Source organism: Paracoccus sp. MBLB3053 (assembly GCF_031822435.1).
GTDB classification, from domain to species: Bacteria; Pseudomonadota; Alphaproteobacteria; order Rhodobacterales; family Rhodobacteraceae; genus Paracoccus; species Paracoccus aurantius.
In genome coordinates this window covers 1,390,149-1,413,284 of sequence record NZ_JAVQLW010000001.1, presented here as the reverse complement: position 1 = coordinate 1,413,284, position 23,136 = coordinate 1,390,149, and the positions used below count along the sequence as shown (strand labels likewise).

General features: G+C 62.9%; 34 protein-coding genes. 13 read left to right on the top strand and 21 right to left on the bottom strand.

Annotated elements, in window-relative coordinates; translation table 11 throughout:
- Both RGQ15_RS07160 and RGQ15_RS07155 read left to right on the top strand, forming a co-directional pair.
- Nucleotides 1-285, top strand: coding sequence for a hypothetical protein (locus tag RGQ15_RS07160; protein ID WP_311159531.1), 285 nt, complete (start codon nt 1-3; stop codon nt 283-285).
- Complete coding sequence (locus RGQ15_RS07155) at nt 254-778, top strand: hypothetical protein (RefSeq protein WP_311159530.1); 525 nt, start codon at nt 254-256, stop codon at nt 776-778. The genes RGQ15_RS07160 and RGQ15_RS07155 overlap by 32 nt, the downstream gene beginning before the upstream one ends.
- Before the next feature lie 3 nt (nt 779-781).
- Here RGQ15_RS07155 and RGQ15_RS07150 read toward each other — a convergent pair whose 3' ends face one another.
- From RGQ15_RS07150 to RGQ15_RS07095, 12 genes are all read right to left on the bottom strand, one after another.
- Entirely contained in the window at nt 782-1,012 is a 231-nt protein-coding gene (locus tag RGQ15_RS07150) for a hypothetical protein (protein ID WP_311159529.1), read from the bottom strand.
- Between the two features lie 89 nt (nt 1,013-1,101).
- Nucleotides 1,102-1,470: a hypothetical protein gene (locus tag RGQ15_RS07145; RefSeq protein WP_311159528.1), complete on the bottom strand. Its 369-nt coding sequence runs from the start codon at nt 1,468-1,470 to the stop codon at nt 1,102-1,104.
- Nucleotide 1,471: 1 nt separating this feature from the next.
- Complete coding sequence (locus RGQ15_RS07140) at nt 1,472-1,900, bottom strand: phage tail tube protein (protein ID WP_311159527.1); 429 nt, start codon at nt 1,898-1,900, stop codon at nt 1,472-1,474.
- 38 nt (nt 1,901-1,938) lie between these two features.
- Nucleotides 1,939-2,385, bottom strand: a complete 447-nt coding sequence (locus tag RGQ15_RS07135) for a hypothetical protein (protein ID WP_311159526.1) — start codon at nt 2,383-2,385, stop codon at nt 1,939-1,941.
- Nucleotides 2,385-2,720: a head-tail joining protein gene (locus RGQ15_RS07130; protein WP_311159525.1), complete on the bottom strand. Its 336-nt coding sequence runs from the start codon at nt 2,718-2,720 to the stop codon at nt 2,385-2,387. The genes RGQ15_RS07135 and RGQ15_RS07130 overlap by 1 nt, the downstream gene beginning before the upstream one ends.
- On the bottom strand, nt 2,720-3,055 hold the full coding sequence (locus tag RGQ15_RS07125) for a DUF2190 family protein (RefSeq protein ID WP_311159524.1): 336 nt from the start codon (nt 3,053-3,055) through the stop codon (nt 2,720-2,722). The genes RGQ15_RS07130 and RGQ15_RS07125 overlap by 1 nt, the downstream gene beginning before the upstream one ends.
- A 79-nt stretch (nt 3,056-3,134) precedes the next feature.
- Nucleotides 3,135-5,186, bottom strand: a complete 2,052-nt coding sequence (locus RGQ15_RS07120; protein ID WP_311159523.1) for a head maturation protease, ClpP-related — start codon at nt 5,184-5,186, stop codon at nt 3,135-3,137.
- A gap of 10 nt (nt 5,187-5,196) precedes the next feature.
- Nucleotides 5,197-6,705 carry a phage portal protein gene (locus RGQ15_RS07115; RefSeq protein WP_311159522.1) on the bottom strand — a complete coding sequence of 503 codons (1,509 nt, stop codon included), beginning with the start codon at nt 6,703-6,705 and terminating at the stop codon, nt 5,197-5,199.
- A 4-nt stretch (nt 6,706-6,709) separates the two neighbouring features.
- Complete coding sequence (locus RGQ15_RS07110) at nt 6,710-6,913, bottom strand: phage head-tail joining protein (RefSeq protein ID WP_311159521.1); 204 nt, start codon at nt 6,911-6,913, stop codon at nt 6,710-6,712.
- Nucleotides 6,910-8,949, bottom strand: a complete 2,040-nt coding sequence (locus tag RGQ15_RS07105; protein ID WP_311159520.1) for a phage terminase large subunit family protein — start codon at nt 8,947-8,949, stop codon at nt 6,910-6,912. Before RGQ15_RS07105 ends, RGQ15_RS07110 begins: the two co-directional genes overlap by 4 nt.
- On the bottom strand, nt 8,949-9,569 hold the full coding sequence (locus tag RGQ15_RS07100; RefSeq protein ID WP_311159519.1) for a hypothetical protein: 621 nt from the start codon (nt 9,567-9,569) through the stop codon (nt 8,949-8,951). The genes RGQ15_RS07105 and RGQ15_RS07100 overlap by 1 nt, the downstream gene beginning before the upstream one ends.
- A 129-nt stretch (nt 9,570-9,698) precedes the next feature.
- Complete coding sequence (locus tag RGQ15_RS07095) at nt 9,699-10,424, bottom strand: hypothetical protein (protein WP_311159518.1); 726 nt, start codon at nt 10,422-10,424, stop codon at nt 9,699-9,701.
- Between the two features lie 54 nt (nt 10,425-10,478).
- On the opposite strand from RGQ15_RS07095, the gene RGQ15_RS22375 reads away from it, so the two are divergent.
- Both RGQ15_RS22375 and RGQ15_RS07090 read left to right on the top strand, forming a co-directional pair.
- Nucleotides 10,479-10,721, top strand: a complete 243-nt coding sequence (locus RGQ15_RS22375; RefSeq protein WP_409201307.1) for a hypothetical protein — start codon at nt 10,479-10,481, stop codon at nt 10,719-10,721.
- Nucleotides 10,722-10,816: 95 nt separating this feature from the next.
- Nucleotides 10,817-11,098 (top strand): hypothetical protein, encoded by a 282-nt coding sequence (locus RGQ15_RS07090; RefSeq protein WP_311159517.1) that lies wholly within the window; start codon nt 10,817-10,819, stop codon nt 11,096-11,098.
- A 102-nt stretch (nt 11,099-11,200) separates the two neighbouring features.
- Here the strand turns inward: RGQ15_RS07090 and RGQ15_RS07085 are convergent, their stop codons facing one another.
- From RGQ15_RS07085 to RGQ15_RS07060, 6 genes are all read right to left on the bottom strand, one after another.
- Nucleotides 11,201-11,941, bottom strand: a complete 741-nt coding sequence (locus RGQ15_RS07085; RefSeq protein WP_311159515.1) for a hypothetical protein — start codon at nt 11,939-11,941, stop codon at nt 11,201-11,203.
- A 458-nt stretch (nt 11,942-12,399) separates the two neighbouring features.
- Nucleotides 12,400-14,244: a DNA primase family protein gene (locus RGQ15_RS07080; RefSeq protein WP_311159514.1), complete on the bottom strand. Its 1,845-nt coding sequence runs from the start codon at nt 14,242-14,244 to the stop codon at nt 12,400-12,402.
- Nucleotides 14,241-15,374, bottom strand: coding sequence for a DUF7146 domain-containing protein (locus tag RGQ15_RS07075; RefSeq protein WP_311159513.1), 1,134 nt, complete (start codon nt 15,372-15,374; stop codon nt 14,241-14,243). Before RGQ15_RS07075 ends, RGQ15_RS07080 begins: the two co-directional genes overlap by 4 nt.
- A complete protein-coding gene (locus RGQ15_RS07070) occupies nt 15,371-15,664 on the bottom strand; it encodes a hypothetical protein (RefSeq protein ID WP_311159512.1) in 294 nt (97 codons plus the stop codon). The genes RGQ15_RS07075 and RGQ15_RS07070 overlap by 4 nt, the downstream gene beginning before the upstream one ends.
- Nucleotides 15,664-15,981 (bottom strand): hypothetical protein, encoded by a 318-nt coding sequence (locus RGQ15_RS07065; RefSeq protein ID WP_311159511.1) that lies wholly within the window; start codon nt 15,979-15,981, stop codon nt 15,664-15,666. Before RGQ15_RS07065 ends, RGQ15_RS07070 begins: the two co-directional genes overlap by 1 nt.
- A complete protein-coding gene (locus tag RGQ15_RS07060; RefSeq protein WP_311159510.1) occupies nt 15,974-16,300 on the bottom strand; it encodes a hypothetical protein in 327 nt (108 codons plus the stop codon). The genes RGQ15_RS07065 and RGQ15_RS07060 overlap by 8 nt, the downstream gene beginning before the upstream one ends.
- 97 nt (nt 16,301-16,397) lie before the next feature.
- On the opposite strand from RGQ15_RS07060, the gene RGQ15_RS07055 reads away from it, so the two are divergent.
- Nucleotides 16,398-16,655, top strand: a complete 258-nt coding sequence (locus tag RGQ15_RS07055; RefSeq protein WP_311159509.1) for a hypothetical protein — start codon at nt 16,398-16,400, stop codon at nt 16,653-16,655.
- A gap of 397 nt (nt 16,656-17,052) precedes the next feature.
- Nucleotides 17,053-17,292 carry a hypothetical protein gene (locus RGQ15_RS07050; protein ID WP_311159508.1) on the top strand — a complete coding sequence of 80 codons (240 nt, stop codon included), beginning with the start codon at nt 17,053-17,055 and terminating at the stop codon, nt 17,290-17,292.
- Here the strand turns inward: RGQ15_RS07050 and RGQ15_RS07045 are convergent.
- From RGQ15_RS07045 to RGQ15_RS07035, 3 genes are all read right to left on the bottom strand, one after another.
- The gene (locus RGQ15_RS07045; protein WP_311159507.1) at nt 17,276-17,761 is read right to left on the bottom strand and encodes a hypothetical protein; all 486 of its coding nucleotides are present in this window, start codon (nt 17,759-17,761) and stop codon (nt 17,276-17,278) included. The two genes, RGQ15_RS07050 and RGQ15_RS07045, sit on opposite strands and share 17 nt — an antisense overlap.
- Nucleotides 17,758-17,946: a hypothetical protein gene (locus RGQ15_RS07040; protein WP_311159506.1), complete on the bottom strand. Its 189-nt coding sequence runs from the start codon at nt 17,944-17,946 to the stop codon at nt 17,758-17,760. Before RGQ15_RS07040 ends, RGQ15_RS07045 begins: the two co-directional genes overlap by 4 nt.
- Nucleotides 17,947-18,718: 772 nt before the next feature.
- On the bottom strand, nt 18,719-18,925 hold the full coding sequence (locus RGQ15_RS07035; RefSeq protein WP_311159505.1) for a hypothetical protein: 207 nt from the start codon (nt 18,923-18,925) through the stop codon (nt 18,719-18,721).
- 216 nt (nt 18,926-19,141) lie between these two features.
- Between RGQ15_RS07035 and RGQ15_RS07030 the strand changes: the two genes are divergently transcribed.
- The 7 genes from RGQ15_RS07030 (at nt 19,142) to RGQ15_RS07000 (ending at nt 23,123) form a co-directional block, all read left to right on the top strand.
- The gene (locus RGQ15_RS07030; RefSeq protein ID WP_311159504.1) at nt 19,142-19,351 is read left to right on the top strand and encodes a hypothetical protein; all 210 of its coding nucleotides are present in this window, start codon (nt 19,142-19,144) and stop codon (nt 19,349-19,351) included.
- Between the two features lie 187 nt (nt 19,352-19,538).
- A complete protein-coding gene (locus tag RGQ15_RS07025; RefSeq protein WP_311159503.1) occupies nt 19,539-19,829 on the top strand; it encodes a hypothetical protein in 291 nt (96 codons plus the stop codon).
- Nucleotides 19,826-20,689 (top strand): DUF6551 family protein, encoded by an 864-nt coding sequence (locus RGQ15_RS07020; RefSeq protein WP_311159502.1) that lies wholly within the window; start codon nt 19,826-19,828, stop codon nt 20,687-20,689. Before RGQ15_RS07025 ends, RGQ15_RS07020 begins: the two co-directional genes overlap by 4 nt.
- The gene (locus RGQ15_RS07015; protein ID WP_311159501.1) at nt 20,686-20,904 is read left to right on the top strand and encodes a hypothetical protein; all 219 of its coding nucleotides are present in this window, start codon (nt 20,686-20,688) and stop codon (nt 20,902-20,904) included. The genes RGQ15_RS07020 and RGQ15_RS07015 overlap by 4 nt, the downstream gene beginning before the upstream one ends.
- Nucleotides 20,905-20,970: 66 nt before the next feature.
- Nucleotides 20,971-21,156 (top strand): hypothetical protein, encoded by a 186-nt coding sequence (locus RGQ15_RS07010; protein WP_311159500.1) that lies wholly within the window; start codon nt 20,971-20,973, stop codon nt 21,154-21,156.
- Nucleotides 21,153-21,884, top strand: a complete 732-nt coding sequence (locus RGQ15_RS07005; RefSeq protein ID WP_311159499.1) for a hypothetical protein — start codon at nt 21,153-21,155, stop codon at nt 21,882-21,884. Before RGQ15_RS07010 ends, RGQ15_RS07005 begins: the two co-directional genes overlap by 4 nt.
- A gap of 165 nt (nt 21,885-22,049) precedes the next feature.
- Nucleotides 22,050-23,123: a tyrosine-type recombinase/integrase gene (locus tag RGQ15_RS07000; RefSeq protein WP_311159498.1), complete on the top strand. Its 1,074-nt coding sequence runs from the start codon at nt 22,050-22,052 to the stop codon at nt 23,121-23,123.
- Nucleotides 23,124-23,136: the final 13 nt, after the last annotated feature.

Below are 23,136 nucleotides of genomic sequence, written 5' to 3'. Positions count from 1 at the left end.
ATGCTCGTATTGAAGATCGTCGCTGCTATGTGCTTCGCCGCTGCCGCAGTCTTGCTCATCGCCGGGATGATCCAAGGCACGAACTATGTCGGCTCAGCCAGCCTCGCAGCGACGCTGGGGATCTTCATGATCGCTTTCGATCGCGGCCTGCTCTTTCTCAAGGACGTCCGCAAGGAGGTGAACAAGGCGCAGGCGCGACCCAGGCCGCATGACGAAAGAAAGACGACCGCTTTTTACGAAAGCAGAAACCTCAGTGAGCATCTGCCCGATTCCAAGGAACCGTGAACTCCGCGGCGAGAAGCTTCAGGGCGGCATGGGGCTGGGCCGAGTTCTGCGGTTCGTGCAACGCGTGCGCCTCGAGGCGCACGATCTGCCTCCGCAGATCCGGTCCGCAGGATTTTGTGATGACGATTGGCGAAATCGGGCTAGGCTGGAGCCGATAAACGCATTCCAGCCATCTCTGTTCGCAGGAAGCCCGATGCTTATTTTAAAGATTGCCGCTGGTATCAGTTTGACTGCCGCTGCCGCCCTTCTGATCGCCAGCGTGTTCCAGAGCTCCAGCTATATCAGCCCCGCGATCACGGCGGCAACCTCAGGCGTTATTGCCCTCGCTCTCGATCGCGGCCTCTTCCTGATCAAAGAGATCCGCACCCTGCTCGTTCAGGTTCTGGCAAGGACCACACCGCATGACCAGATGATGACTGAGGCCTTGGAACGCGACACTGCCGTCGACGAATCCAGCGTCGAATACGTCCCAATCAAGTTCTGGTATAACTGACCCTCACTCAGGCCCCGCCGCCTCCGCCCCCCAGGCTGCCGCGAGCACCTGCAGGGCGGCCTCCATCTGGGCCGAGGTTTGCGGCTCGGAAACCCGCGCGCCTCGATCGGCAAAATACTCCTCGAAGCGGCGCAGCTTTCCGGCATAGGCCGCCCCGGTCAGCGCCGCCGTGTTCCAGGCGGAGCGGTTGCGCATCTCGACCTCACGCCGCAGCCGGTCGCGACTGGCCTGCATCTGCAGCGCGTAGAGCCGCGGTGTCAGCGCCCAGAAGTCCCGGCCGGCAAACCCGGCCGCGACATGGTTGAGATAAAGTGCGGCAAGGGTCAGCTCGCCCGCTTCTTGCGCGGGCGGTGCGGCTTTCCCACGGCTTTCTCCTCCTGCGGCAGATCGCCCTCCTGCGGCGAAGCGGCCTGGACCGCCGCGACCAGGAGCCCGGCATTGGCGTCGAGGATCTGCCCGGCAAGCTCGGGGGTGATCTCGGGCTGGTGCGAACGCAGCCCGCCATAGAAGAGCGCGCGCAGATCGCGCGCGGTCACCAACCCGGCCTGGATGCCTCCGCATTCGAGAAGCTTCAGCATGGCAAAGCCGTTCTTGCCGGTCACCTCCTCGAAGGTGCAGAGCGCGTTCATGTCGAGCGTCATGGCATAGGCCCGGCCGTCATGGCTGAGGCTGATTGTCCCCTGGAGGTTCATCTCAGGTCACCGGATAGGCCACGAGCACCGGCTTGCCCGAGGGCTTGATGGTGACCGAGGCGGTGAGCTTTCCTTCGGGCGAGATCTCGCCCGGGGCAAAGGCGGTGACGATGCCGGTGAACTGCATGGCGACCGAGCCGCTCGGGAAGATCAGCTCGAAATCCCCCTTGCCGGCCTCGAAGGCCGCGAGCAGCGGATCGCTGACCACCGGGATCCAGTTCACGTCGAAGGTGCAATCCGTCGCGGTCTTGAGGCCCGCGATGAACTCGGCAAAGCCGTCCGGGCTCGCGAGATGGGTGGCATCGACGGTGTTGCGGGACCATCCGGCCGGGGTGATACGCGAGACCTCGGCCACGGCGGCATAGGTCGAGCCGGAGCCCTTGATGCCGATTCTCGCGTTGAGCCCGATCTGGGCATTGGTGACAGGCATGCTTCAGCCCTCCATGTGATGATGATTGCCTCACCCCCTCAGGGGGTGGTTGGCGCTGTGTCGTCAGGCAATGTGGCGGGCGGGCACCAGAGGGTGAGCCGGAAGCTCATGACCAGCGTGCCGACATGGCGCTCGCCCATCGTGTTCGAGACCACGGAGGTCTCGTCGAGAAAGCAGGAGATGCCCGCGCCACGGATCGCGGCATTGACCACCGCCTCGATGATCTCGCTATCGGCATCGAGGACATCCTCGACCTCGTCATGGCCGGCGCGGCGGGCGGCGACCTGCAGGAGCGTGCGCCGGGACGTGCTGGTCATGGTCTCCTGCTCACAGCGGTCCTGCGGTGTCAGCACGCCAAGCACCGGCAGGGTCGCGGCATCGATCGAGCCGGGCCAGACCTTGAGGATGGTGAAATCGGCGAAACGAGCGTGATCGCGCAGCGCGGCCCGGACGAGCGCGCGATATTCACTGCGAAAATGTGCCATCACACCGTCCTTGCCGCGAAACTGGCCAGCTCGCAGATCATGAAGCCGTCCGAGGCGGGCGAGCCGCCATGATGAACCACCATGACCCGGAACGTGCGGCCATCCTCGAGGGTGATGCGATCGTCCCGGGCAAGTTCCGGGACGAGATCGCGCCGCACCCGCCAGGTCGGCGCCTCGATCCGGACGAGCTGGCCATCGGCGCCCTCGATCTCGATCGGGGTCTCGCGGAAGATCGAGCGGATCTCCCGCCCCGCCCCGTCCTGCGGGAAGTAGTGGATCTCCCCGCCCAGGACATCCGACAGGATGCCCGCCATCCCATCGAAGATCGAGACCATCAGCGGATGGTGCCGTCGAGCAGCACCGTGCCGGTCGTGTCACCCGCGACCCTTGCTGCAGTCGCAGCACCGATCAGCGTGTTGCCCGAGGCGGTGGTGGTGACCAGGCTGTTGGTCGCGTCCCAATAGACCTTGACGCCGGCCGTCCAGGCCTGGCCAGTGGTCTTGGGCAGATCGAAGATGCCGCGGCGCGCGAGTTCGACTTCGTCGCCCGAATCGGCATCGAATTGCACGACGCCGAAGATCGCGCCGACCAGCACCGGATCCCCGCTCGCCAATGCGGCGGGGGCCAGCACGGTGACGAACTCACCGGCCTGAAGATAGTTCTTTGCCATGGCAAAAGCCTTTCGAAGAGGGTTTCCGAACGACGAAGGGCGCCACCAGGGCGCCCTTTCGTCAGATCAACTGGCCAGGTCAGGCACCGTTGTTCTTGTAGCCACCGCGATAATCTGCGGCGCCCATGCCGAAGTCATGCTCGAGCGTCATGGACAGGCCTTGCCGACCGAAGGGCTCCTCGGTGCGCAAGCGAGGCGCTTCGGACCCCTCGAGATATCCATGCACCCAGCAGGGGTTGGCCGAGGAGAGCAGGTACCATGCGTTGCCAGAAATCTCGGCCGTCACGACCGGGGTCAACCGACCCGAGAACGGGTTCACGTTTGCCGTTGCGGTCGGCGTGATCGCCGCAACGAACATCTCGGCCTCGGTCTCCTTGTCGGGACCGACCAGAAGGATGTTCGGAACGATGTTCAACGTGTTGCCATCGACCGATTTCTGTTTGCGCATCGCGGCACGACCGGCCGCGACTGCCGCCGTATTGATGGCAGAGGCGGCACCGCCCGAACCGAGGTTGCCGTGGGTCGCGTGGAAGATGGCATTGCCATCGGCCATCGTCGCGGCAAGAGCGAACGCATAGAACGTGCTCTCTTCGAACAGCGCGACGGTCATGCCGTAGTTCGAGAGCACCTCATCGATGGCGCCGAGCTCGTCATTGATCATCATCTGACGGCTGATGCTCACGCCGACACCATAGGAGCTGATCACCGCCTGCTCGCGGCCCTCGCCGAAGGTGCCCCATTTGATCTCGCCGGCCTCGTTGATCGGCTTCAGCGTCGGGAAATCACCCGTGCGCACCAGCGGCATCGGGCGGAAGTCCCGGAAATTGCGCTTGCGCGAGATCTGACGATAAGTCGGCGCGGCCAGCTGGTATTTTTCCAGCAGCTGCTTGTTCAGCGCATTTTCGAAAATGGCCGGGAAATCGCTGGTGGTATGCATGGCCTGCATCATCACCTGCTCCTTCTCGCCCCAGCTGCGCATCGAGCCGCGATGCCCAATCGAGGCAGACGCCATCTCGACGATCGACATGCCCATATAGGCCGATGCAGGGCCGGTGACCTCGCGCTGGCCCTGCAGCTGGGCGATGATCGCACCGGTCATGCCCATGCGGACGGTGTCGCGCTCGTCGCGCAGGATGCGCGTCCGAGGCGCGTGGTTGTTGATGGTCATCTGGGTCCCCTGAAGTTCCGCCGCTGCCTGGGCACAGGTCAGCCCACGCCCGATCATTTCCAATGCCGATCCGACGCCGACACCCTTGCGCTCGCACATGTGCAGGATGGCCACGGCATCCGCACCAAGGGCGGCCTGGGCGGCATCGTCGCCGTCCTCTTTTTCGTCTTCCGAACCGGGATTGGTCGCCGACGCGGTGGTCTCATCTTCGGTCTGGGTTTCCATCTCCTCGCGACCATCCTGATCGCCTTCTTCTGCGGCGGTCACCGCCGTGACTTTGGGTTTCGCCATGATGTGGTCTCCCTTGATGGCGGTGGGGGTGGCGGCGCGGGCCATCATGGCCATCACTGCCGATACGGGCCGCTCGCGCTGGATAGCGCCAGCCACGGCCAGAAGCTGCTGGGGCGCATGCCCGTAGATGCGGTAATCGAAGGCGGCGGGGGCGAGCTCATCGCTCTCCTCATCCGTCGCGGTGGCAAAACCTGCCGCGACCGCTGCCGCGCCGTCGTAATAGGTCTCGGCCTTCATGATCGCGCGGGCCTCATCGATCTTGATCCCGGCCCGCCTGGCATAAATGCCGGCATAGGCATTGGCGATCACGCCAAGACCCGCTGCCGCCTGCAGGTGATCTTCTTCGGTGCCCCGCCCCTCGACATACCAGGAGGCCGGATCATGGATCATCATGATCGCACCGAGCGTCATGGTGATCGTGTCACCCGCCATCGCGATCAGGCTCGCGGCCGAGGCAGCGACACCCTCGACGATGACATGAACGTCACCCTCATAGGCGCGCAGCGCGGTATAGATCGCCTGCCCCTCGGTTGCGATGCCACCGCCGGAATTGACCCGGACCGTGAGCGGCCCCGACATCGCATCCAGCTGCTCGCGCACCTGGCGTGCCGTGAAATATTCCTCGTCCCAGAAAGACGAGCCGACCGTGCCGTACAGGCGCAGCTCGTTCATCGCTGTCTCCTCAGCTTTCGACCTGCCGGTCGCGGATTGCTTCCTCGGCCTCGCCGGGCGGCGGGCCATTGCCGGCTTTCGCGCCGGGATCGCTGTCGAAACTCAGGCCAAGGCGCCTGGCGTCAGCCCTGTCCTGCGCGATCTCTTCGATCAGGCGTTCGGGATCGACGCCGAGCTGGCGCACGACTTGCTGGCGCGAGGCAAAGCCATTGCGGACGGCATCACCCAGCGCGGTGATCTCGCGGGTCGGATCGACGATAACCTTGCGCGGCGGCTGCCACTCCAGGCGAAGGAAATGCCAGATGTCGGCGGGCAAACCGGCCTTGACCAGATCGGCGCCGTCGCGGGCGTTCCAGGCATCGACAAATGCCGCGGCCAGAGGCTGCATCATTTGCGGGATCAGCATCAGCCATTGCCATGCGCTGATATTCTGGTCCATCTCCAGACGCCCCATCCGGGCGGAGCTGAAGTTCACCTGTCCAAGATCGCCGGTCAGCGCCTCATAGGTGACCCCCATCCCGGCCGCGACAGAACGCAGAGCCGAGCGGGTGAACTCGTCATAGCCTTCGACACTGGGCGGGGTTGCGAACTTGATGTCCTCATCCTCACCAAGATCGTAGATCAGTCCGGGAGCCAGTTCCTTGATCTCGCCATCCTTGCCACCCTCGGCCCGTACCCGGAATGCCGCGAAGCAGGCGGCGATCTTCTGCCGCATGAGCTGCGCATCCTCGTGGTCGGCCAGATCCTGAAGCCGCATCATCACCGGCGCGAACCAGGTCACGCCGCGCATCTGTCCCGGCCGGTCCTGGCGGAAGACGTGCAAGATTTCCCCCGCCGGGATTCGCTCCGAGATGCCGGGACGCCGGCCGGGCGACCAGTCCCCGCCGGGATGCTGGGTGAACAGCCAATAGGCCACCCGGTGTCCGGCCGCGTCGTATTCGATGCCGTCGCGGATCTCGTTGCCATTTCCGAGCAGTCCAAACTTGCTTTCGTCGAGGAAGTCCGGCTCCAACACGTCGAGCTGCAATTGCAGGGCCTTGGGATCGGGATGGCTGCGATAGACCCGCACCAGGCATTCGCCGGCATCGACGACCGTGTTCGCGACCAGGCGCTGCAGCCCGTAGAGGTTCTGCCGCCCTTGCCGGTCGATGGCACAGGTATCGAAATGCGCCTCGATCAGCTTCAGCCCGCGATCGCGAACCAGCTTCCGCGCGGTGTCGTTCAGCTCGGGGCTGTCGAGCACCACCTTGGGCAGGATGCCATCGCCGACGATTCCACCGCAGATCACCGATTGGGCGCGGGCCGCGAAGGGCGTATTGCGCACCATGTCGCGGGCATACCAGGCCATGCGCAACCGCTGGCGTGCGGCGGCATCAGCATCGGTGCGCGCCGCCTTCATGCTAGAGGTGCGCCGCCCGACGCCTGCCGCATCGTAATGAGCCGTCACCGCGCGGGCGCGGGCACGGCTCATCGCCCATCGCGGCGCGACCGCCGCAATGCTCCGTTCAAGCAGGTTCATCGCATCATTCCTTGCGATAGGCCGGATAATGCTGCCGCGGGCGCTGTGCCGCGCCCAGGCCGAGCTCGGCTTCCATCAGACCCTTGATTCGGAGCATCTCGGCAAGGCTGCGATAGACCACCTTCTCGCCATTGACCTCGAGGCTGGTCACACCCTTCGCGATCATCATGCAGAGAGTCTGATATCTTTCCGCCGTGTAGATCGTCACAGCCATTTCTCCCTGCGGTTATTGAGCCAGCCCCCGCTTTCAGGGCGGGCGGCCTTTGGTTCGGGCCTTACTTCCGGCTCGGGCGGCGGGGCCTTGGCGGCGGCACGCACCGAGAGAGGCACCGCCGGCATGGCAGCATCGAACAGGTCGCCCTGTTCATCCGGTGCCGCAGCCGAGCGTTCGGCCTCAAGGATGTCCCATTGCCCCTCGGTCATCGCGCTCCAGCCCTTCTTGCGGGCGGCGGCCTCGGAATAGTTCATCGTGTCGAGGCATTCGTTGCGCCGACCCGCTTCGACCAGTTCCCAGCGCGAGACCATGACACCAGAGGGCGCGCGTTTCAGCACCCGCACTTCGGCGGTGATCTGGCGGTAATATTCGTCACCCATACCGATCGCGAAGGCGACATAGCCGCGCTCGGTCGGATCCTCCTTGGCAAGCCAGCCGTAGAAATCCGCCTTGAGCTGGCTCACATTCAGGATCCAGCCGCGCTTCTGGCGGCGCACCTGCCGGCCATTGGCCTTGCGGTCCTGCTGCGGGCGCAGGATCGGGCCGTTGGCCGTGGACGACCCCTTGACCAGGATGACCCGTGTCCAGGGATGACGTTTTGCCCAGTCCCGGACGTCCTCGGTAAAGCCGCCCTCGTCGACGGCCATCATGTCGAGCTGCAGACGCAGCCCAAGCTCGGTGCGCCAGCTTGCCTTGAGCAGCGCATCCAGCGCCTCGCGACCTTCGGCATCGCCGATGTGATACGGGATAACGACGTGATCCAGGACCCAGCGGCGATAGTTCCGACCGTAGGCGCAGATCGTGACCTCGATCCGGTCCACCTGGCAGTCGACCCCCGCCGTCAGCAGGACACCACAGGCGGGCACGATACCGCGGGGCAGGAACAAGCCCAGCTCGGCCAGCTCCGTCCGGTCGCGCAATGCTTCCCAGTCCGGCCCCTTCGAGGCCTGCTCGAAGGGCAGGCCAAGAACGTCGTTCCAGAAGGTCTGTTCGGTCTCGGCCTCGACCGTACCCCGGATTTCCTCTTCGGTCGCCTGCGTGACCGTCAGCCCGGTCCAGCCCATAACCTGCGCATATTCGACCGCGATCGAGGCCCAATCCCGCTGTGGCACGTAAGCCCGCCAGAGGTGGAAGCCGGGATGGTCACCCCGCGGATTGCGCGCGACCCACCTGCCCTGAGCCACCATCGCCAGCTTATGGGCATGCGTGATGACCTCGTCGCAGGCGTCGCAGGTGAAATGTGCGGCATGGAGCCGCTCGGGATCGAGCGACTTGCGGAAATTGTCCCAGGTCAGCGGCGCCATGTTCCCGCAATGCGGACACGGCACATGGTAAAACCGCTGATCGCTTCGATCGAAGGCGCGGGTGATCCTGCAGGTCCCCACGATCTGTGGTGTCGAGATCCGCACGATCTTGGCATCCTCGAACCCGGAGGCTCGGCTGGCCGCCAGCTGCTCGGGATCACCCTTTTGGGTCATCTCGAACTTGGCCGCGTCATCCATGATCACCAGGCGGCGAGTGGTGCCGGCGAGATCGTCCGGTGATCCTGCGCTCACCACCTTCAGCGAACCATCGCGGCGCATGGTTTCCTGGTTGAAAAGCGTATCGGTCTGCTCGCCCCTGCCCTCGCCGAAAATCTCACGAAGGCTCGGAGCCTGTCGCCGCATCGGCATCCATTTGTTGCGCACCCATTCCGTCGCGGCCGAGGTGGTCGGATGGACCACCAGACTGTCGAGCGGGCCGTATTCGTGCCAGGCCGCAACGGTAGGATTCAGGAGCGAGACTGTCTTGCCCCATTGTGCGCTGCCCCGCACCGTCACCTCGCGCGCCGGATGTTCCGGGCTCAGCACCTCGTGGATCTCGCGCATGAATGGAAAACGCTCGATCCGGAACGGGCCCGGAATCGGCGAGCGCTCGTCGAAGACAATGTTCTCTTCGCACCAGCGCGTGATGTCCGGCGGCGGAGGTGGAACCAGGGCCATCGCGAGACCGCGCAGGACGGCTGCTTCTGCGGATGCAAGAAAACCCATCAGCTGTCGGCCTCTCGCTCGTCCTCGGTCATCGCCGCCTGTCCAGCCAGGTCGCCCATCGCCTTCGCTCGACCATCGCGATAGCGGCGCCATTCATCCATCAGCACCTTGCGCACCGAGCGGAAGTCCAACCCGAACTGGTCGGCCACCGCGCGAGCCGATTCCCGGATCACGGTCTCGAACTGGGCGATCTCCTGACCCATCGCGCGGGCGGTGATGCGCTGGACCTCTTCGGCCAAGACCCATGTGCCTTCTTCGGCCATGTTCTGGCGACGAAGCCTGCGGGCCTCTTCCTCGGCCTTCAGGGTGCGCGCCATCTCGTATCGCGCGGCGTCGGATGGCGGCAATTCGCTATCGCTGCGGAGGGGCAGCCGCGGCGTCGGTGCATCCGTTCCGGACAGATCCCGAAGCGCTTCGCGCGTGCCCGCGCCATTTCCAAGCATCTGTCCCGGATGCAGCCGACGGCCTAGCGCATTGGCGACCTTGTCCAGGTCGAACCTCCGGCCGCGACCGTCGCCCGAAAAGCAACCGTCCAGTTTGCCTTCGCTGACATATTGGCTGATCCGCGCCTTGGACACGGCCAGCCGTGCCGCAAGCTCAGTCGTGTTCAGCCCAGTCATCCTCTTACCGATCGATTGTTAAGCAGGTTAAGGCTTTGCCGCTCGTTAAGAGGGGCGAAACCATCGGGGTGCGAATTACCCCCGTGCCGACCACCCCCGGAAGGACCCGAGGGGCGACGGGGGGTCGGATCAGCGCGCCTTCGCGGCGACCCGCGCCGCCATCTTCTCGATGGTGCGGCGCAAATGCGCGGGCAGTCGCGCCTCGTAGACCTCCCGCGCCCCGTCGAAGAAGCCAAGCCGCTGGTCATAGGCCGGCATGGACCGGGTGAAATGCAGCACCTTGCTGATCGTACCATCCGGCGCGCGCTTCCAGATCCCGGGCGACAGCTTGCTCTCGGCCGAGGGCACGAAGAAGCCCGCCCGCTTGCGTTTGCGCTTGCGTGCCGCCGCCGTCGTGTTCGTGCTCTGGTCGCGCTGGGCCTGGACAGCAGACAGCGCCTGGTTCCGCTCGCCGGTCGACCAGTTGCCATAGGCATCGAGCTTGGCCCCGCCTGCCGGGACCACTGCGGTGATGATGCCATCATAGGCGAGCCGGGCATCAAGCAGGCCCTCGAGCCCGGTCCTGCCCCTGCGCCCGCCATGTTCCTGCACCTTGAGGAAATGACGCTTGCCCACTGAGGGCCGTTCCTTGACCTCGGCCTCGAGATCACTGACCCGCGCCCGCTTCACCATGAAGGCGTTCTTGGTAAATCCCGTCGGCCGGTCGAAGGCCTCTTCCATGCGGGTCTGCACATGGGTGAGCACATCGGCCGCCGTATCGTTCAGCGCCCAGCTGGCAGCGGTCCGGACCTCCCGGTCGGCGAGGCGCGCGAGATGCTCCTGCAGCTCGCGGTCATCGAGGTTGATCGTGAGCATGGAACGGCTCCGCCATATCCGCATCTGGAAGACACGCATTGATATCTCAGCCCAATGGTGCAACGCTTTACGTCGTACCCACTGATGCGGGAGTACCCAATGGTCCCAACGTTGCGCGCGCATGCGAGAACGATGGTCGCTAATCACGAAGCAGCGGACCAACTCGTCTGTGACACCTTGGACTGGGCCGTCGAGCACGCGGCTGAGTATCGGCCCGATTCAGATATGGCGTCTTGGCTGATCGGAATCATGTGCTTCCTGGCCGCCTCGCCTACTTCGAGAGACAGGCTCATCTGACACTGCTTTGAGAAAGCACAGCACCGCGCAACAATTCTGTTGCGTGTTCCGGTCAGAAGCGGACATCTATCCGCAGATCATCAAGAGGGCCCTGGATGCAAGGCACTGTACTCAATTTCGATCGCAGCACCGAAACCGGCTCGATAGGCGGAATTGACGGCATGAGGTATGCGTTCAAGGCGTCGAGCGTACAGCGCGATCTTCAGGCAATCGGCTCAGGAGCCCGTGTTTCCTTTGCTGCGGCAGGACTGGAAGCCTTGGCAATCATTCCGACCGACCGTGAGCCTGCCTCGATGAGCCGGAAACCTCGGCTTGCAGCCTCATTCTTCGCCATTGCCCTCGTCGGACTCGGCCTGCACGGTTTCTACTTCGCCTGATACGTCGTGCCCGCCGAGAAATGAAGAACGCCCGCTCGGATCTCTCCTGCGGGCGCACTTCTCGATAATATTGAATTCTGTCTCACAGACGGACCTAAGCGGTCAAGGACTTTTTTTCGCCCTATAGCCGATCATGCGGTCCAGTGCCTCGCTCAGAGCGTGTGTGATGGATTTTCTGTGCGATCCCTTCACGGACCAGCCGTGCGCTTTCAGCACCTGATCCAGCGTCCGCCCCTCGACGCAGACCATGTCGACCAGGACGCGATCGAGAATAGGGCCACGCTGATCGTCGCCGCGATCGGACGGACGCACGCGGCGAACTGACAGGGCAATGCCGGGTCCAATCCTTTTGCGCAGCGTGGCCACCTCGTCAGACAGCTCGAGGCGATGATCCATCCAGTTCCCGCCATCTGCCGAGCCGGTCGAGGCATCGAGTCTCGAGAGCTTGGTGCCATCCGCCTTCAGCATCATGACGAGATCCGCATAGCGCCGACCGATGGCGATCTGCCCGGGGGTCAGCGGCCAAGGCTGCTTCCGGCGCTGCGCCGAGGCGATCATGGCATCGAAGACATCCGCGCGACGAATGGCAGAGCGTCCGCCATATCCGCGATGAACAGCCTCGACCTTGTCGCCCACCGGCAGCAGCTCGAGGTTGCGGTGCAGCACGAAGCCACCCCGCGCCGGCGCAGCCAGGATCGCGGGCCCGCATTCCTCGGGGATGGCGCCTGCATTGCGCACCTTGGCCAGACGTTGTGCCTCGGCTGCCCGCTTCTCCAATTGCTCTGCGCGATAGACTGCGCCAGCCGCGTGTTCGACGGCAGTTTGGCGATCTTGGATCAACATCTTGTGGTCTGCTTTGCTCATATCACTGCCTCTGGTATTTGGTGGTTTCAGTCTGGGCTTGACGGGCTTGAGTTGGAAAGGTCAGGGCCTGAAAATCCGGCCAATGGCCTCCCCCTCGATTGTTTGTTTTCAATGGGTTAGAGTTGTTTTTTGGGCTTGAGGGCTCGAAGGGCTTGAGAATTGAACCTTTACGCGGAAACGGAATTCCCCCCTGACCCCTTGAGAATACGCGCGCGGGTACATGCGGGATTTTCAGGCCCCTCAAGCCCTCAAGCCCAAATCCTGTGTCTAAGCTGTTGAAATCGTGCATGCGCCTCCCCCTGACCCCGCAACCATCTCAAGCCCTGCCCCTTCCGATCTCACGCCCGTCAGGCCCAAATTCGGACCCGAGCCACAGAAATGCGCAGCGGGCCCGCAGGCCCGCATGGTCGTCTGTGGATGAGGAAGGGGGTGCGGGGTCATCGCGGCGCCCATGACGATTGGCTTTCCTGCGCCTCGGCCGCGCGCTTGCGGGCCGCGAATTCCTCGGTCAGCCTGATCCCGCGATAGCCGGTCACCCCGGACTTGCCGGCCGCGAAGGTCTTGCCGCTGTCGGGATGGCGCCAGGCATCGGCCTTGGCCTTCATCCGAAGCGAAACCGTCCTGAGCCCCCAGCGGGAATCGCCGCGTTCCTCGATCCAGAAGTTGAAGGCCTCGTTCAGCTCGCGGCCCGTCATGAAATCGCCCTCATGACCGGTGACGATCGTCGCATCGGCCAGGAAGGTGCCGATCGGGTCGCTGTCCTTGCGATAGCCCTCGGTCGCGGCCTGGACCGCCTCGGGCTCGCGCAGGCCACCATCGAGGTAATCGATCAGTCCCTGCACCAGCCAGTTCAGGATCCCCGATCGTTCCTGCCAGAGGATGTCGTCCAGTTCCTTCTTGGGGATGCGCTTCTTTTCCGGGATCTGCACCGGAAAGGTCACCAGCATCAGGCGGCGCCAGATCCCGTCATCCCCGCCCCGGATGTCGGGCAGGTGGTTGCCCGAGATGGTCAGCTTGAAGATCGGCTGAAAGGTGATCATGTCGGTATAGAGCGCCCGAACCATCATCGGCTCGCCCCCGGTCAACGCTTTCACCAGGCCCTCCTGCAGGCGCTCGCCCTCTTCCGGCTCCGAGGTACGCACTATCCGGGCCCCGATCAACGGGATCAGGTCAGGCTGGGAATCCGAGCCGCTCTTCTTGTTCTTCCCGGTCAGGCTCTCGATCTTTGCCGTCGCGGCATAGTCACCCATCATCCGGGCCATGAGGTCGACCAGGACGGATTTGCCGTTGGCACCGCCGCCATGGAAGAAGGCGAGCTTCTGGATATCGAGGCCCGACATCGAAAGGCCAAACCAGCGCTGCAGGAATTTCCGCATCTCGATATTCGGCTGGATCTGCTGCAGGAACTCATCGAAGCGCGGGCATTTTGCGTCCGGGTCATATGCCACGGGCATGACCTTGGTCAGCAACTGCGCGCGGTCATGCGCGACCAGCTCGACATGCGACATGGCCGACATGCCGTTTTCCGGATCGCCCGGGATCCGGGTAAAGCGCAACACGCCCGATAGCGTGTTCACGTCGAGGTCGCCCTTGTCCATCTCGTCGACGGCATGGGCCAGCATGACGCGGGCCTCACCGATCATGTTCGACATCGGGCCGCTGTTCCCGGCATTCTTTGCATGGGTCAGCCGACGCCCGATCAGCGATTTATGCGTCTTCAACGCACCATCGATGGTGCGCAGGCGCGTCCCGATCTGGCCGAGCTCGTCGATCAGGGTCTCATCCCCGGCATAGTCCGGCATGGCCTCGATCTCGATCCGCCGGCTGCGCAGCTTCCGCTCTTCCTCGAGCAATTGCCGGTCGCGCTTCGACGGCTGCAGCCAATCGATCTCCTTCTCGATCAGCCCCGACATCTGATGGGCACGGCTGCGGACCAAGGGCGAGCAATCGCGACTTATCTCCGGATCCCGTTTCCAGCGCGCACCGTCCCAGACGAACCAGCCGACTTGTGAGACGAAAAGGAGGTTTTCGCCGAAATGGATGCGGAAACGACAACCATTGCCGATATCGTTCAGCGGCTGGCGCGAGGATTGGGAAACCGGGTCCTCGGGTTCGTCATCGTCAGGCAGCCTGTCCTCGGGAGGGGGCGGCGGGGGAGCGTAATCCTCGGGAACGTCACCGTCATCCTCCCTGGCATAGCCCTCGGGAAGGTCGACATCTTCGGCATGGCCCATGACGTTGCGCACCTGGTCGAGCGCGCTCTCTTCGACATGATCTTTCATTGCTGTCCCATCAGGATATCGTTGAGGTCCCTGCCCTCCCCGGCATGGACGATGGACCCGCGCAAACCGGGTCGCTTGATCATGGCGCGGCGCAGGCCGGCCTTGAGTTTTGCGGTCGTCAGCTTGGGATCGCTGTCGCCGTCCTGGACGAAGATGAGCCTGCGCACCCATTCGGGCGGCAACCAGGCATCGGCATCGTCGAGATCCGGCAGTCCCGCGAATTTCAGGCCGGGGCCGCGTTGCATGCGGCCGGCCATGTTGCCCAGATCGACCCCGCACCAATAGGCTGTGGCCTGCGGCGCGGTTTCCGCGATCAGGGCGGAAAGGGTCGTCTCGACCCCCTCGGCCATGATCATGGTGTCGCTTCCCTTCGGAGTCAGGAACCGGATGGCCCCGCCCTTCTTCGATCCCAGCACCTTCTTGGCCGGCAGCGTTTCGCCCGCCTTTCTCGGGTCGGGCAGGATCAGCTTGCCCTTGGGTTGGCCAAGATCGAGCCATGTCCGATGCACCGCGGTCACCCGGTTTCCCGCATCGACCACGGCACAGATCATCGCCGGTCCGGTATGAATGACCTCCCATTGCCCAGGGCGTTCGGCCGGAATGGTGTAGCGCGCGGCCGGATCGAAACGGACGCATTGCGGCAGACGCGGATAGAGATCGGGATCGATGCCCCGCAGCGCCAGGTAATCGCGCACGGCCGTGCCCTCGGCGGGCTGCGCCGCGAACCAGATGTCACGCGCCGAGCTGATCGAGCTTTCGCGCTGCTTGCGGGCGATATCATCCTGCTTGCGCCGGTTCGCTTCGGATTTGCGCCGGCGTTCGGCGCGCTCGGCATCGCTCAGACCTTCGGCCGGACCGCAGAGCCATTCGAGCGCCGCCCGGAAATCCATGCCCATGACATGTTGCACCAGTGCGATCTGATCGCCCTTGGCATTGGGCCCACATTCCTTGCGGCACTGGAACATGCCGGTCCGCAGGTTCACCCCGAAGCGATCCCGGCCACCGCATTGCGGGCAAGGACCGACCAGCTCGCCACCGGTCCGAACCAGTCCCGCCAGTTCCAGCCGTGCGACGATATCGGCGATCGGCATGGCCTTGGCCTCTTCCAGGCGGTGATCTTCGCCCTTCATGCCGTGCCTGCCCTTCTGCGCACGGCAACCAGCAGATCCCGACGGCCATCGATCGTCAGGACGCCCATTTCGGTGGTGATCGCGGGGAAGAGCATCTGGTACCAGCGTGCGACGACGTCATGGCTGCTGCTGCCGATCCGCTTCGCGATCGCCTCGACCGGGACGCCGCGGCAAAGCTCTTCGACGATCACCAGATCCGCTGCGGGGCCGAACCCTTCCTCGAGGCTGTCGAGATGGCGCAGCACCAGGCGCTGCACCGAGCTAAGATCGGGATGGGATATCCTGTCCATCATTCCGCCTTCCCGGTGACCACGTCCCAGGCATCCGCGAGACGCCGACCGTCCCAGTCGTTCATGATGCTCCGGGCCCGGTCATGCAGGCCGCCGAAATCGCCCAGCGGGCCCTGCTTCTGGCTGGCAAACTGTTCGGCCAGCACGATCAGCGGGCGGAGGCGTTCGACCTGGCGCGACACCCGGGGCAAGACGTCCTGGATCATCCCGACGATCATGCCGATCTTGCTGCGGTCCCTCAGCTCGGGCCGCGACAAAAGTGCAAGCGCATGGATCAGGGCATGATCATGGGGCGAAAGCCTCTGCCGCTCAGCCATCGAGATCCGCCCGCTTCTCTGCTCCCGACCAGGTCGTGCGTTCGACCGCGCGCAGCAGGCGGTCGCCGGCCTCGCTCCAAACTTCTGGACGGCCAGCCGCGGACATCACCGTGTCGATGAAGTGATCCATTTCGCGCGTCAGCTCATGACCCGCGCCGAAGGTCTGGAAGACGAGAGCTCCGACACGGTCTATCGCGTCAGGGTTGACCAGATCGGCCTTTGCCCCATACCCTAGGGCCATCATCCCGAACCTGGCGCGGACCGATGCCAGTCCTCCGACTGGCAAGGCCGAAATGTCACAATTACGCTGAATATTCATTGCCGACCTCGCATTTCCTGGTGATCCGGCCCTGTCTGATCGCAGAGCGAAACTTTGTAAGATATTGGAGTGCCGCGTGTTTACGGTGCGAAATGGATTGATCGTCGATGTCCACGACGAGAGCCCGGTGGCCATTTCGGTGGACAGCTTTTCCAACGCCCTTGGAGAAGGTGACCAGGGCCTTGCCGTCATAGTCCGCCTCTTTCACGAAAGCTGGTCGACCGCCGACGGGCTGGTTCCCGAGAATCAGATTTACCAATTCGCGATAAGCGCACCTCAAGCGGCAGATCTCGGCCGTCGTCTTCTGGAACTTGCTGCGCAAGCTGAAAAGAAGATGAAAGGAAAGCCCCGGTAGTGTCTGCGCTCCCTGCGCGCCTGGCTCTCGATCGATTCAAGACATGTTCCATGTGCTCTCCCAGGTTTCGCGAAACGGTTGGGCGCGGCGGCAAGATGCGAGGAGGCGCCGCGCCCTGATCACCGGCCCGAACGGAGGAGGAGGCCGGTGATGTTTTTGCCCCGCCGTCGGCAGAACGGCTCTCGGCCGGGCCAGCCGCAGGATTCCACGATTCCGCTTCCCTTCGCTTCGCCCGAAGCGGACGGAATCGCAGCGGGTTACTCGCGGTCAGGCCGTGCCGCCCCACCACTCCCCCGCCCCGGGCATCCTGAAAGCCCGAAAGTCATGACATGCCTTTCGAATTGCGAGTCGTCCTGCATTGCGCGCAAGCTTCCCGGGCACATCGCGAGGAACGAAAATGTCAGATACCCGCCGTCTCGAACTGCGCGTGAACGCGTTGGAAACGATCCTGACCGACTTGCTCAAACTGGCGGTCGAAAGAGATCCCGAATTGCATGACGAAATCATTGCCAAGTTCAACAAAGCCATCGCCGAGACGGATTCCATCGAAATCAGACATCCCGATCCCAATGATCCCGTCACTCCGGAGGCACTGGCGATCGAAGCGCTGAAGGATGACTTCATGCGCACGGACTGAAACCCCGCCAGGCGTCGACGCACGCGGCTTCCTCCTGTTCTCTGCGAGCTTGCGCCGCTTCCCTGCGGAGGCTCGTGAAGTGTTTGACATTCTCCGCGGTGAGATCAGCACCCCGCTTGTGCTGGTCCAGACCATTGGCCAAGCTGAGCGCGTTAATCATCCGTTCGCATGACAGTCGCTCTTCCGGCAGCCGCGACGAGCGCAGCCGGCCCCACCAGGCCTTGATGGCCTCGTCGAAGACATAGTGATCCGAACGTCTGATGCGCCAACTGCACCGGACCAATCCCACGAACGGCCCGCACAAATCCCATGCCGCCCTCTCCGAGATCGGGTGTTGCATGCCCTCACGGGGAAACAGCTGAGTCGGATCATCCGCAGGGTGGCGATCCGCGCGCTTCGGCGCAGACGCACTGTCGGTGTCCTGCGCATCCATTGTCAGTGTCTCCCAGTCATTCAACGGTTCGCTCATGACCGACCCCGCATGATCTCGGCGTAGCGCGGCAGCGTTTCGACCGCGTAATCGACAATGTCGCCATAGGGGCGGCACATGCCGTCGAACCAGTTGCAGGCAGTCTGGAAGGTGACGCTGAAATGCACGGCGCATTCCTCGCGCGAGCCAAAACTGGCGATCATCAGGTGTGACCAGCGTCGCATGAACGCATCACGGTTGATGGCATGGATATGGCCGCGGCGGATCGCCGGCGCCGAGCGCCTTCGGTCAAAGGCCCTTTCACGGGACATTTTCGCGCGAGCAGATGTAGCATGGTTAGCGTTGGGTTTCAGGGAATTGGACATTGGTATGCTCGACGTTTGGGGCCGAAAAAGTGGCCGGTTTAATGTCACTCTCGATCCCATCATCCGCCGAAGCTGGAGGGTTAGCCTTCATGTAGGCGAGCACTCTTTCCATCGTCCTTGGCATGCATTGGCCCCCACGATTGAGACGAGCGAAAAGACGACTGTCGGACACCGCGTAGAGGCCAAGCGTGACCAAGGAAATTCCTCGACGCTGGGCGTACTGAGAGCAGGCTATGACGAACTCTGTGATCATGCCAGAACTATAGGATTAAAATCCTCACTCATGTCAAGGACTATTATCCCATGGAAGGATTAGCGTCCTTCACTCAAACTGGGATCATGACTGTGAGGGACCCATTCATCGAAGGGTTGCGTCAGATATTTGACGCGAGACCAGATCTCAAGCCTGCCACGATCTCTGTGGCTGCGGGCTTGGACAACTCGACTCTCAGAAAACTTCTTGCGGGCAACAACGCTTCACCACGAATCGATACCGCGCAGAAGATAGCGTCGGCCATGGGGTATCGCCTGTCGGACATCATTGCTATTGGCGAGCACGCTGACGCCAGGCCAGCGATCGAGCTGCTAGAAGAACTACAGCAATTGCCTGCGAGTCTTATACAAGAAGCACTTACATATGCTCGGTTCCTGGTAACGCAACAAGCATCAGAAGATCGCCAGAGCCAGAAAAAGGTTCATCAGCCTCTCCCGCCAGCTGAGGTTGAGAAGGATACTCCCTCGACTTCGCCTTCATCACTTCCACGGCGAAGCGCAAGTTAAGAATAGCACTGTCATCGAGTTGAAGCAGGCACCTTAGAGCGTCCGACTTGTTCTTCATGGGCCCCACTTACTCAGATCCGTTGGGTTTTATCGTTCCGTTAAGATTGACCAATGGCAAGGGCATTAGCCCGATCGCAGCGCAGGACATGCCCCCCAAAAAAAGGCTAAAGGATTTGAGTCCTCAGTTTGTAGGACTATAATCCTTATTTTGATTGACATAGGATTTTAATCCTGCAATTTTTGCTCCATCCTCAACCCTTGGATGGAGCTCAAGATGCAGACCCATTCACTACCCCAGACGACATCCCTTCCCGCCACACCACGTGCCATCGCCGATGCGCGCGCCGTCATTTGCGATCCCAATCTGGCCGCGACGCTGCCCGAGACATTCCGTCGGCTTGCCTTCCTCATCCTCGCCTCTCAGCACGGAATAAGGGTCACGCAGCGCCACCGCGCGGCCAATCTGTCGGGCCCGAGCCGATAGCCCCGGCGCGCGAAATCCACATGCCCTCATGCTCGATCCGGCATCTAACCTGTCCCGCCGGATCCACTGGCCCCCGGCCATCGCATGCGCCGGGGGCATTTTCAATCAACGGGATGAGCCGAGATGTGCCAGCGCCGACCTGGCTGGTCGAACAGGGGCGATCAATCCCAAAGTTCGGAGAAACCGCATGAACACTGCGCACCGATTGGAGTTCTCCACGGATGCCGATGGCTATCCGCAGGCCTGCTTCGCCTGGGGCGAAGTCCCGCCGGAGACCATCACTGCAGAGAGGATCGCCGAGGCTGCGAGCTATTACGCTGGCCTCGGCGAGGATGCTCTCGCCCTCGAGGAGCTCGAAGTCCAGTCGCACTGGATCCGTCAGGCCGATCCGAACTTCATCGACGGCGATGGACAGTGGCAGTTCTGCGCCGAGGCCGATCCCGGCGCCACCCGCATCACGGGAGTTCGATTCTCATGACCGCATCAACCCGCCCCGTTTCCGACATGGTGGACGCCTGGCTGCGCAAGCAAGTTCCCGAGGGCGTCTGCCTCGAGTCACCCGACCGGGCTGCGAGCTTTGAAATGATCCCGGTTTCTGACCTGATCATTGATGGCCACTATCAGCGGTCCATGAGCGCCAAAGGCCGCAGCACCGTCGCACGGATCATCGCCGAGTTCGACTGGCTGCGCTTCGGCGCGATCAGCGTCGTGCGCAAAGACGGAAAGCTGTCGGTCGTCGATGGGCAGCACCGGGCCGTCGCAGCTGCCGCCATGGGCATTCAGGACGTACCCGCTATGGTCGCAGTTGGTGAGGCGGCCGAAGCGGCGACGTTCGTTGCAATCAACGATGTCCGGACCGCCGTCACGCCGGTCGACAAGTTCCGCGCGAAGGTAGCCGCCGGAGATCCGGATGCGTTGGAGCTTGGCGCCATGCTGGCCGAGCTTGAGATCAGCACTGATGTGCTGCCAGGCATTCCCCTTCGCCCTCGGCAAACGCGATCGATATCGGTCCTTTACAAGCTGATCAAAGCGCACGGCCGGGGGATCGTTTTTACCGCGCTTGAAATGCTGACGGACGGCCAGCCCGACAATGCTGATGCCTTGACCAGCCTCAATATCGAGGCCGTAACCATCGTCACAGCAAAGGTCATCGCGGCCAAGGGTGACATCGATCGACTGGCCACCGTCATCGAGGAAAGCGACTTCGAGCAGATCGCCGACAACGCGCGCCAGCTCAGCAAGATCAGCGGCGGATCGAATAAGAGCCACGCCGCCTTCCTGCTGCTGCGGACCTATGACAAGGGCCTCAAAGGTGGCCGGATTGGGAGTTCAGAATGAGCACGTCCGCCCGGATCATCACGGTTCAGATCAGCCCATACATCTCGTGGCAGGGCGAAGCGCACCTCGCGCCCAGAAAGTACCAGGACGAAATGGCCATCCGGATAAAGCGTCTGCGCCGGCATGCCCATGGCCATCCGCTCAGCGCCGAGGACGAGGCCCACAACGCCGCGTTGGACGAGGTATTGGCCACCATCGCAAGGAAACGCTCATGACCGTCTTTGAACTGTTCATGATTTTCGCGGCCGGCATGGTCTGCGCCAAGTCGATCGGTGATTGAGATGATCGATCGTTACCACCGTGCCGGCATCAATTATCGCGGCATCGACATCCGCAAATATGACGTCCCTTGCACACCATGGGTGTGGACGAGCTGCGAGACCGACGGCTTAGGCAGCGCCGAGACGCTGGACGAAGCGCAGGAGCAAATCGATCGACATCTGACAGGCCGGGAGGAAGCGGCATGAGCGCACCCGCCCTCCGTGTCGGCATCCTGTGCGAGACCTCTGGCGTAATGCGCCGCGCTTTCGCAGCTCTGGGTCACGACGCAACCTCGGTAGACCTGCTGCCAGCCGAGGACGGAAGCAATCATCACATCGTCGGTGACGTACGGGATTACCTCGATTTCGGGTGGGATCTGCTTGTCGTCTGTCACCCACCCTGCACCCGACTTTGCAACAGCGGGGTGCGATGGCTGGCAGAGCCCCCGAAGAACCCGCCAGAGGACGCCAGCGCGGGCGAGAAGACAGCCTGGCCATCGATGGCACGGGAGTTGAAGCTCGCGGTCATGTGGCGGCTCCTGGACCAGGGCGCTGACCTCTTCGCAGCTTGCTGGAAGGCTCCGGTTGCCCGGGTCGCGGTCGAGAACCCCGTGATGCACAAGCACGGCCGAGCGCGCCTGCCTGCAGATCTGCCGAAGCCCCAGATCGTCCAACCGTGGTGGTTTGGCGAAGAGGCATTCAAGGCAACGGGCTTCTATCTTCGCGGCCTGCCAGCACTCACGGCAACCAACCGTCTGACGCCCCCGAGAAAGGCGATCGAGCCTGAGCGGCACAAGGCATGGTCTTCGATCCATCGCGCCTCGCCGGGCCCCGATCGCTGGAAGATCCGCAGCCGGACGTTTGAAGGAATTGCCAAGGCTTGCGCCGCGCAGTGGGGCGGCCACGCGAGTGAAGAATTGAGAAAGACCGCCTGATGGGACGACGAGCCTCATTCACCGAAGCGGATATCCGCCGCGCGATGAAGGTTGCGCGCTCAATCGATGCCCGCTCTGTTGTCGAGGTGACCGTCGAGGGAACGATTCGGATTCTGCCGGAGACCGTGCGCACCAATCGGACAGAGGTCGACAAATGGTTTGGGGATGATGACGAGAGTTAACCTGAAGGGCATCAACCGGGTACGGAAGAAGCTGGCAGACGGCACTGTCCGCGAGCATCACTATGTCGGCCGCGGCAAAGGTGCTGTGAAATTTTGGGACAGCGCCAGCGAGATCAAGATTGGATCGCCGGAATACGTGGCGGCCTTCTCCCGCGTCGAATCCAGCGGATCCCCAGCACAAGGCAAGTTTCGATCGCTGATTCTCCGCTTCCTCGATAGCCAGGATTTCAGCGGCCTCGCACCGCGGACACAGTCGGACATGCGCAAGTCATTCTATCACCCCGAAAACGGTATCGACAAAAAGTTCGGTGACGCCCCCTTGGCCGCGTTCGACGATCCAAGGATACGACGTCAGGCGCTGGACTGGCGCGACAAGATCGGCGGCAAGGTCGGCGACGATCGTATTCGCCACCTGCAGCGCCTGGTCGCGTTCGCAGTGGACCGCACGATGATCAGACAGCACCATCTGACTCAGATCAAATCGATCTACAAAAGTCAGCGTGCGGAGATCTTCTGGCTCGCGGACGAGGTTGAAAAATTCAAGGCGGGCGCCCCTGCTCACGTCTGGCGTATCCTGGCGATCGCCCTGGAAACCGGATTGCGGCCGGGTGATCTCGCCCAGCTCTCGCGCGAACACATCCACCGGACACCGCACGGCCAGCGAATCGTCATCTGGACCCAGAAGAGAAAGCGTCTCGCCTCGATACCCGTGACAGAAGCAATGGCCGAGATCATTGCCGCAACGCCAGCCGATCAGCGCAGCCTGATCGTCAACAAGAGCGGCCGACCTTATCAGCACGAGAACTACCTCGGCGACGCGGTCGCCGAATGGCGCGACAAGTTGAAGATCCGGAAGGAGCTGCGGCTCTATGACGCTCGCGGGACCGCGGCGACCAGGTTGCTGGATGCCGGGGCGGAGCTGAAGGAAATCGCCACCCACATGGGCTGGTCGATCAAGCATGCCGCAGAGGTCATTGAGCGTTATGTCGCCCTGTCGCCCGCAATGAGCGATGGGCTGGCGGCAAAGCTATATCTTGCAAACGCTCAACGGAAGTAGCGGGAACCCGAAG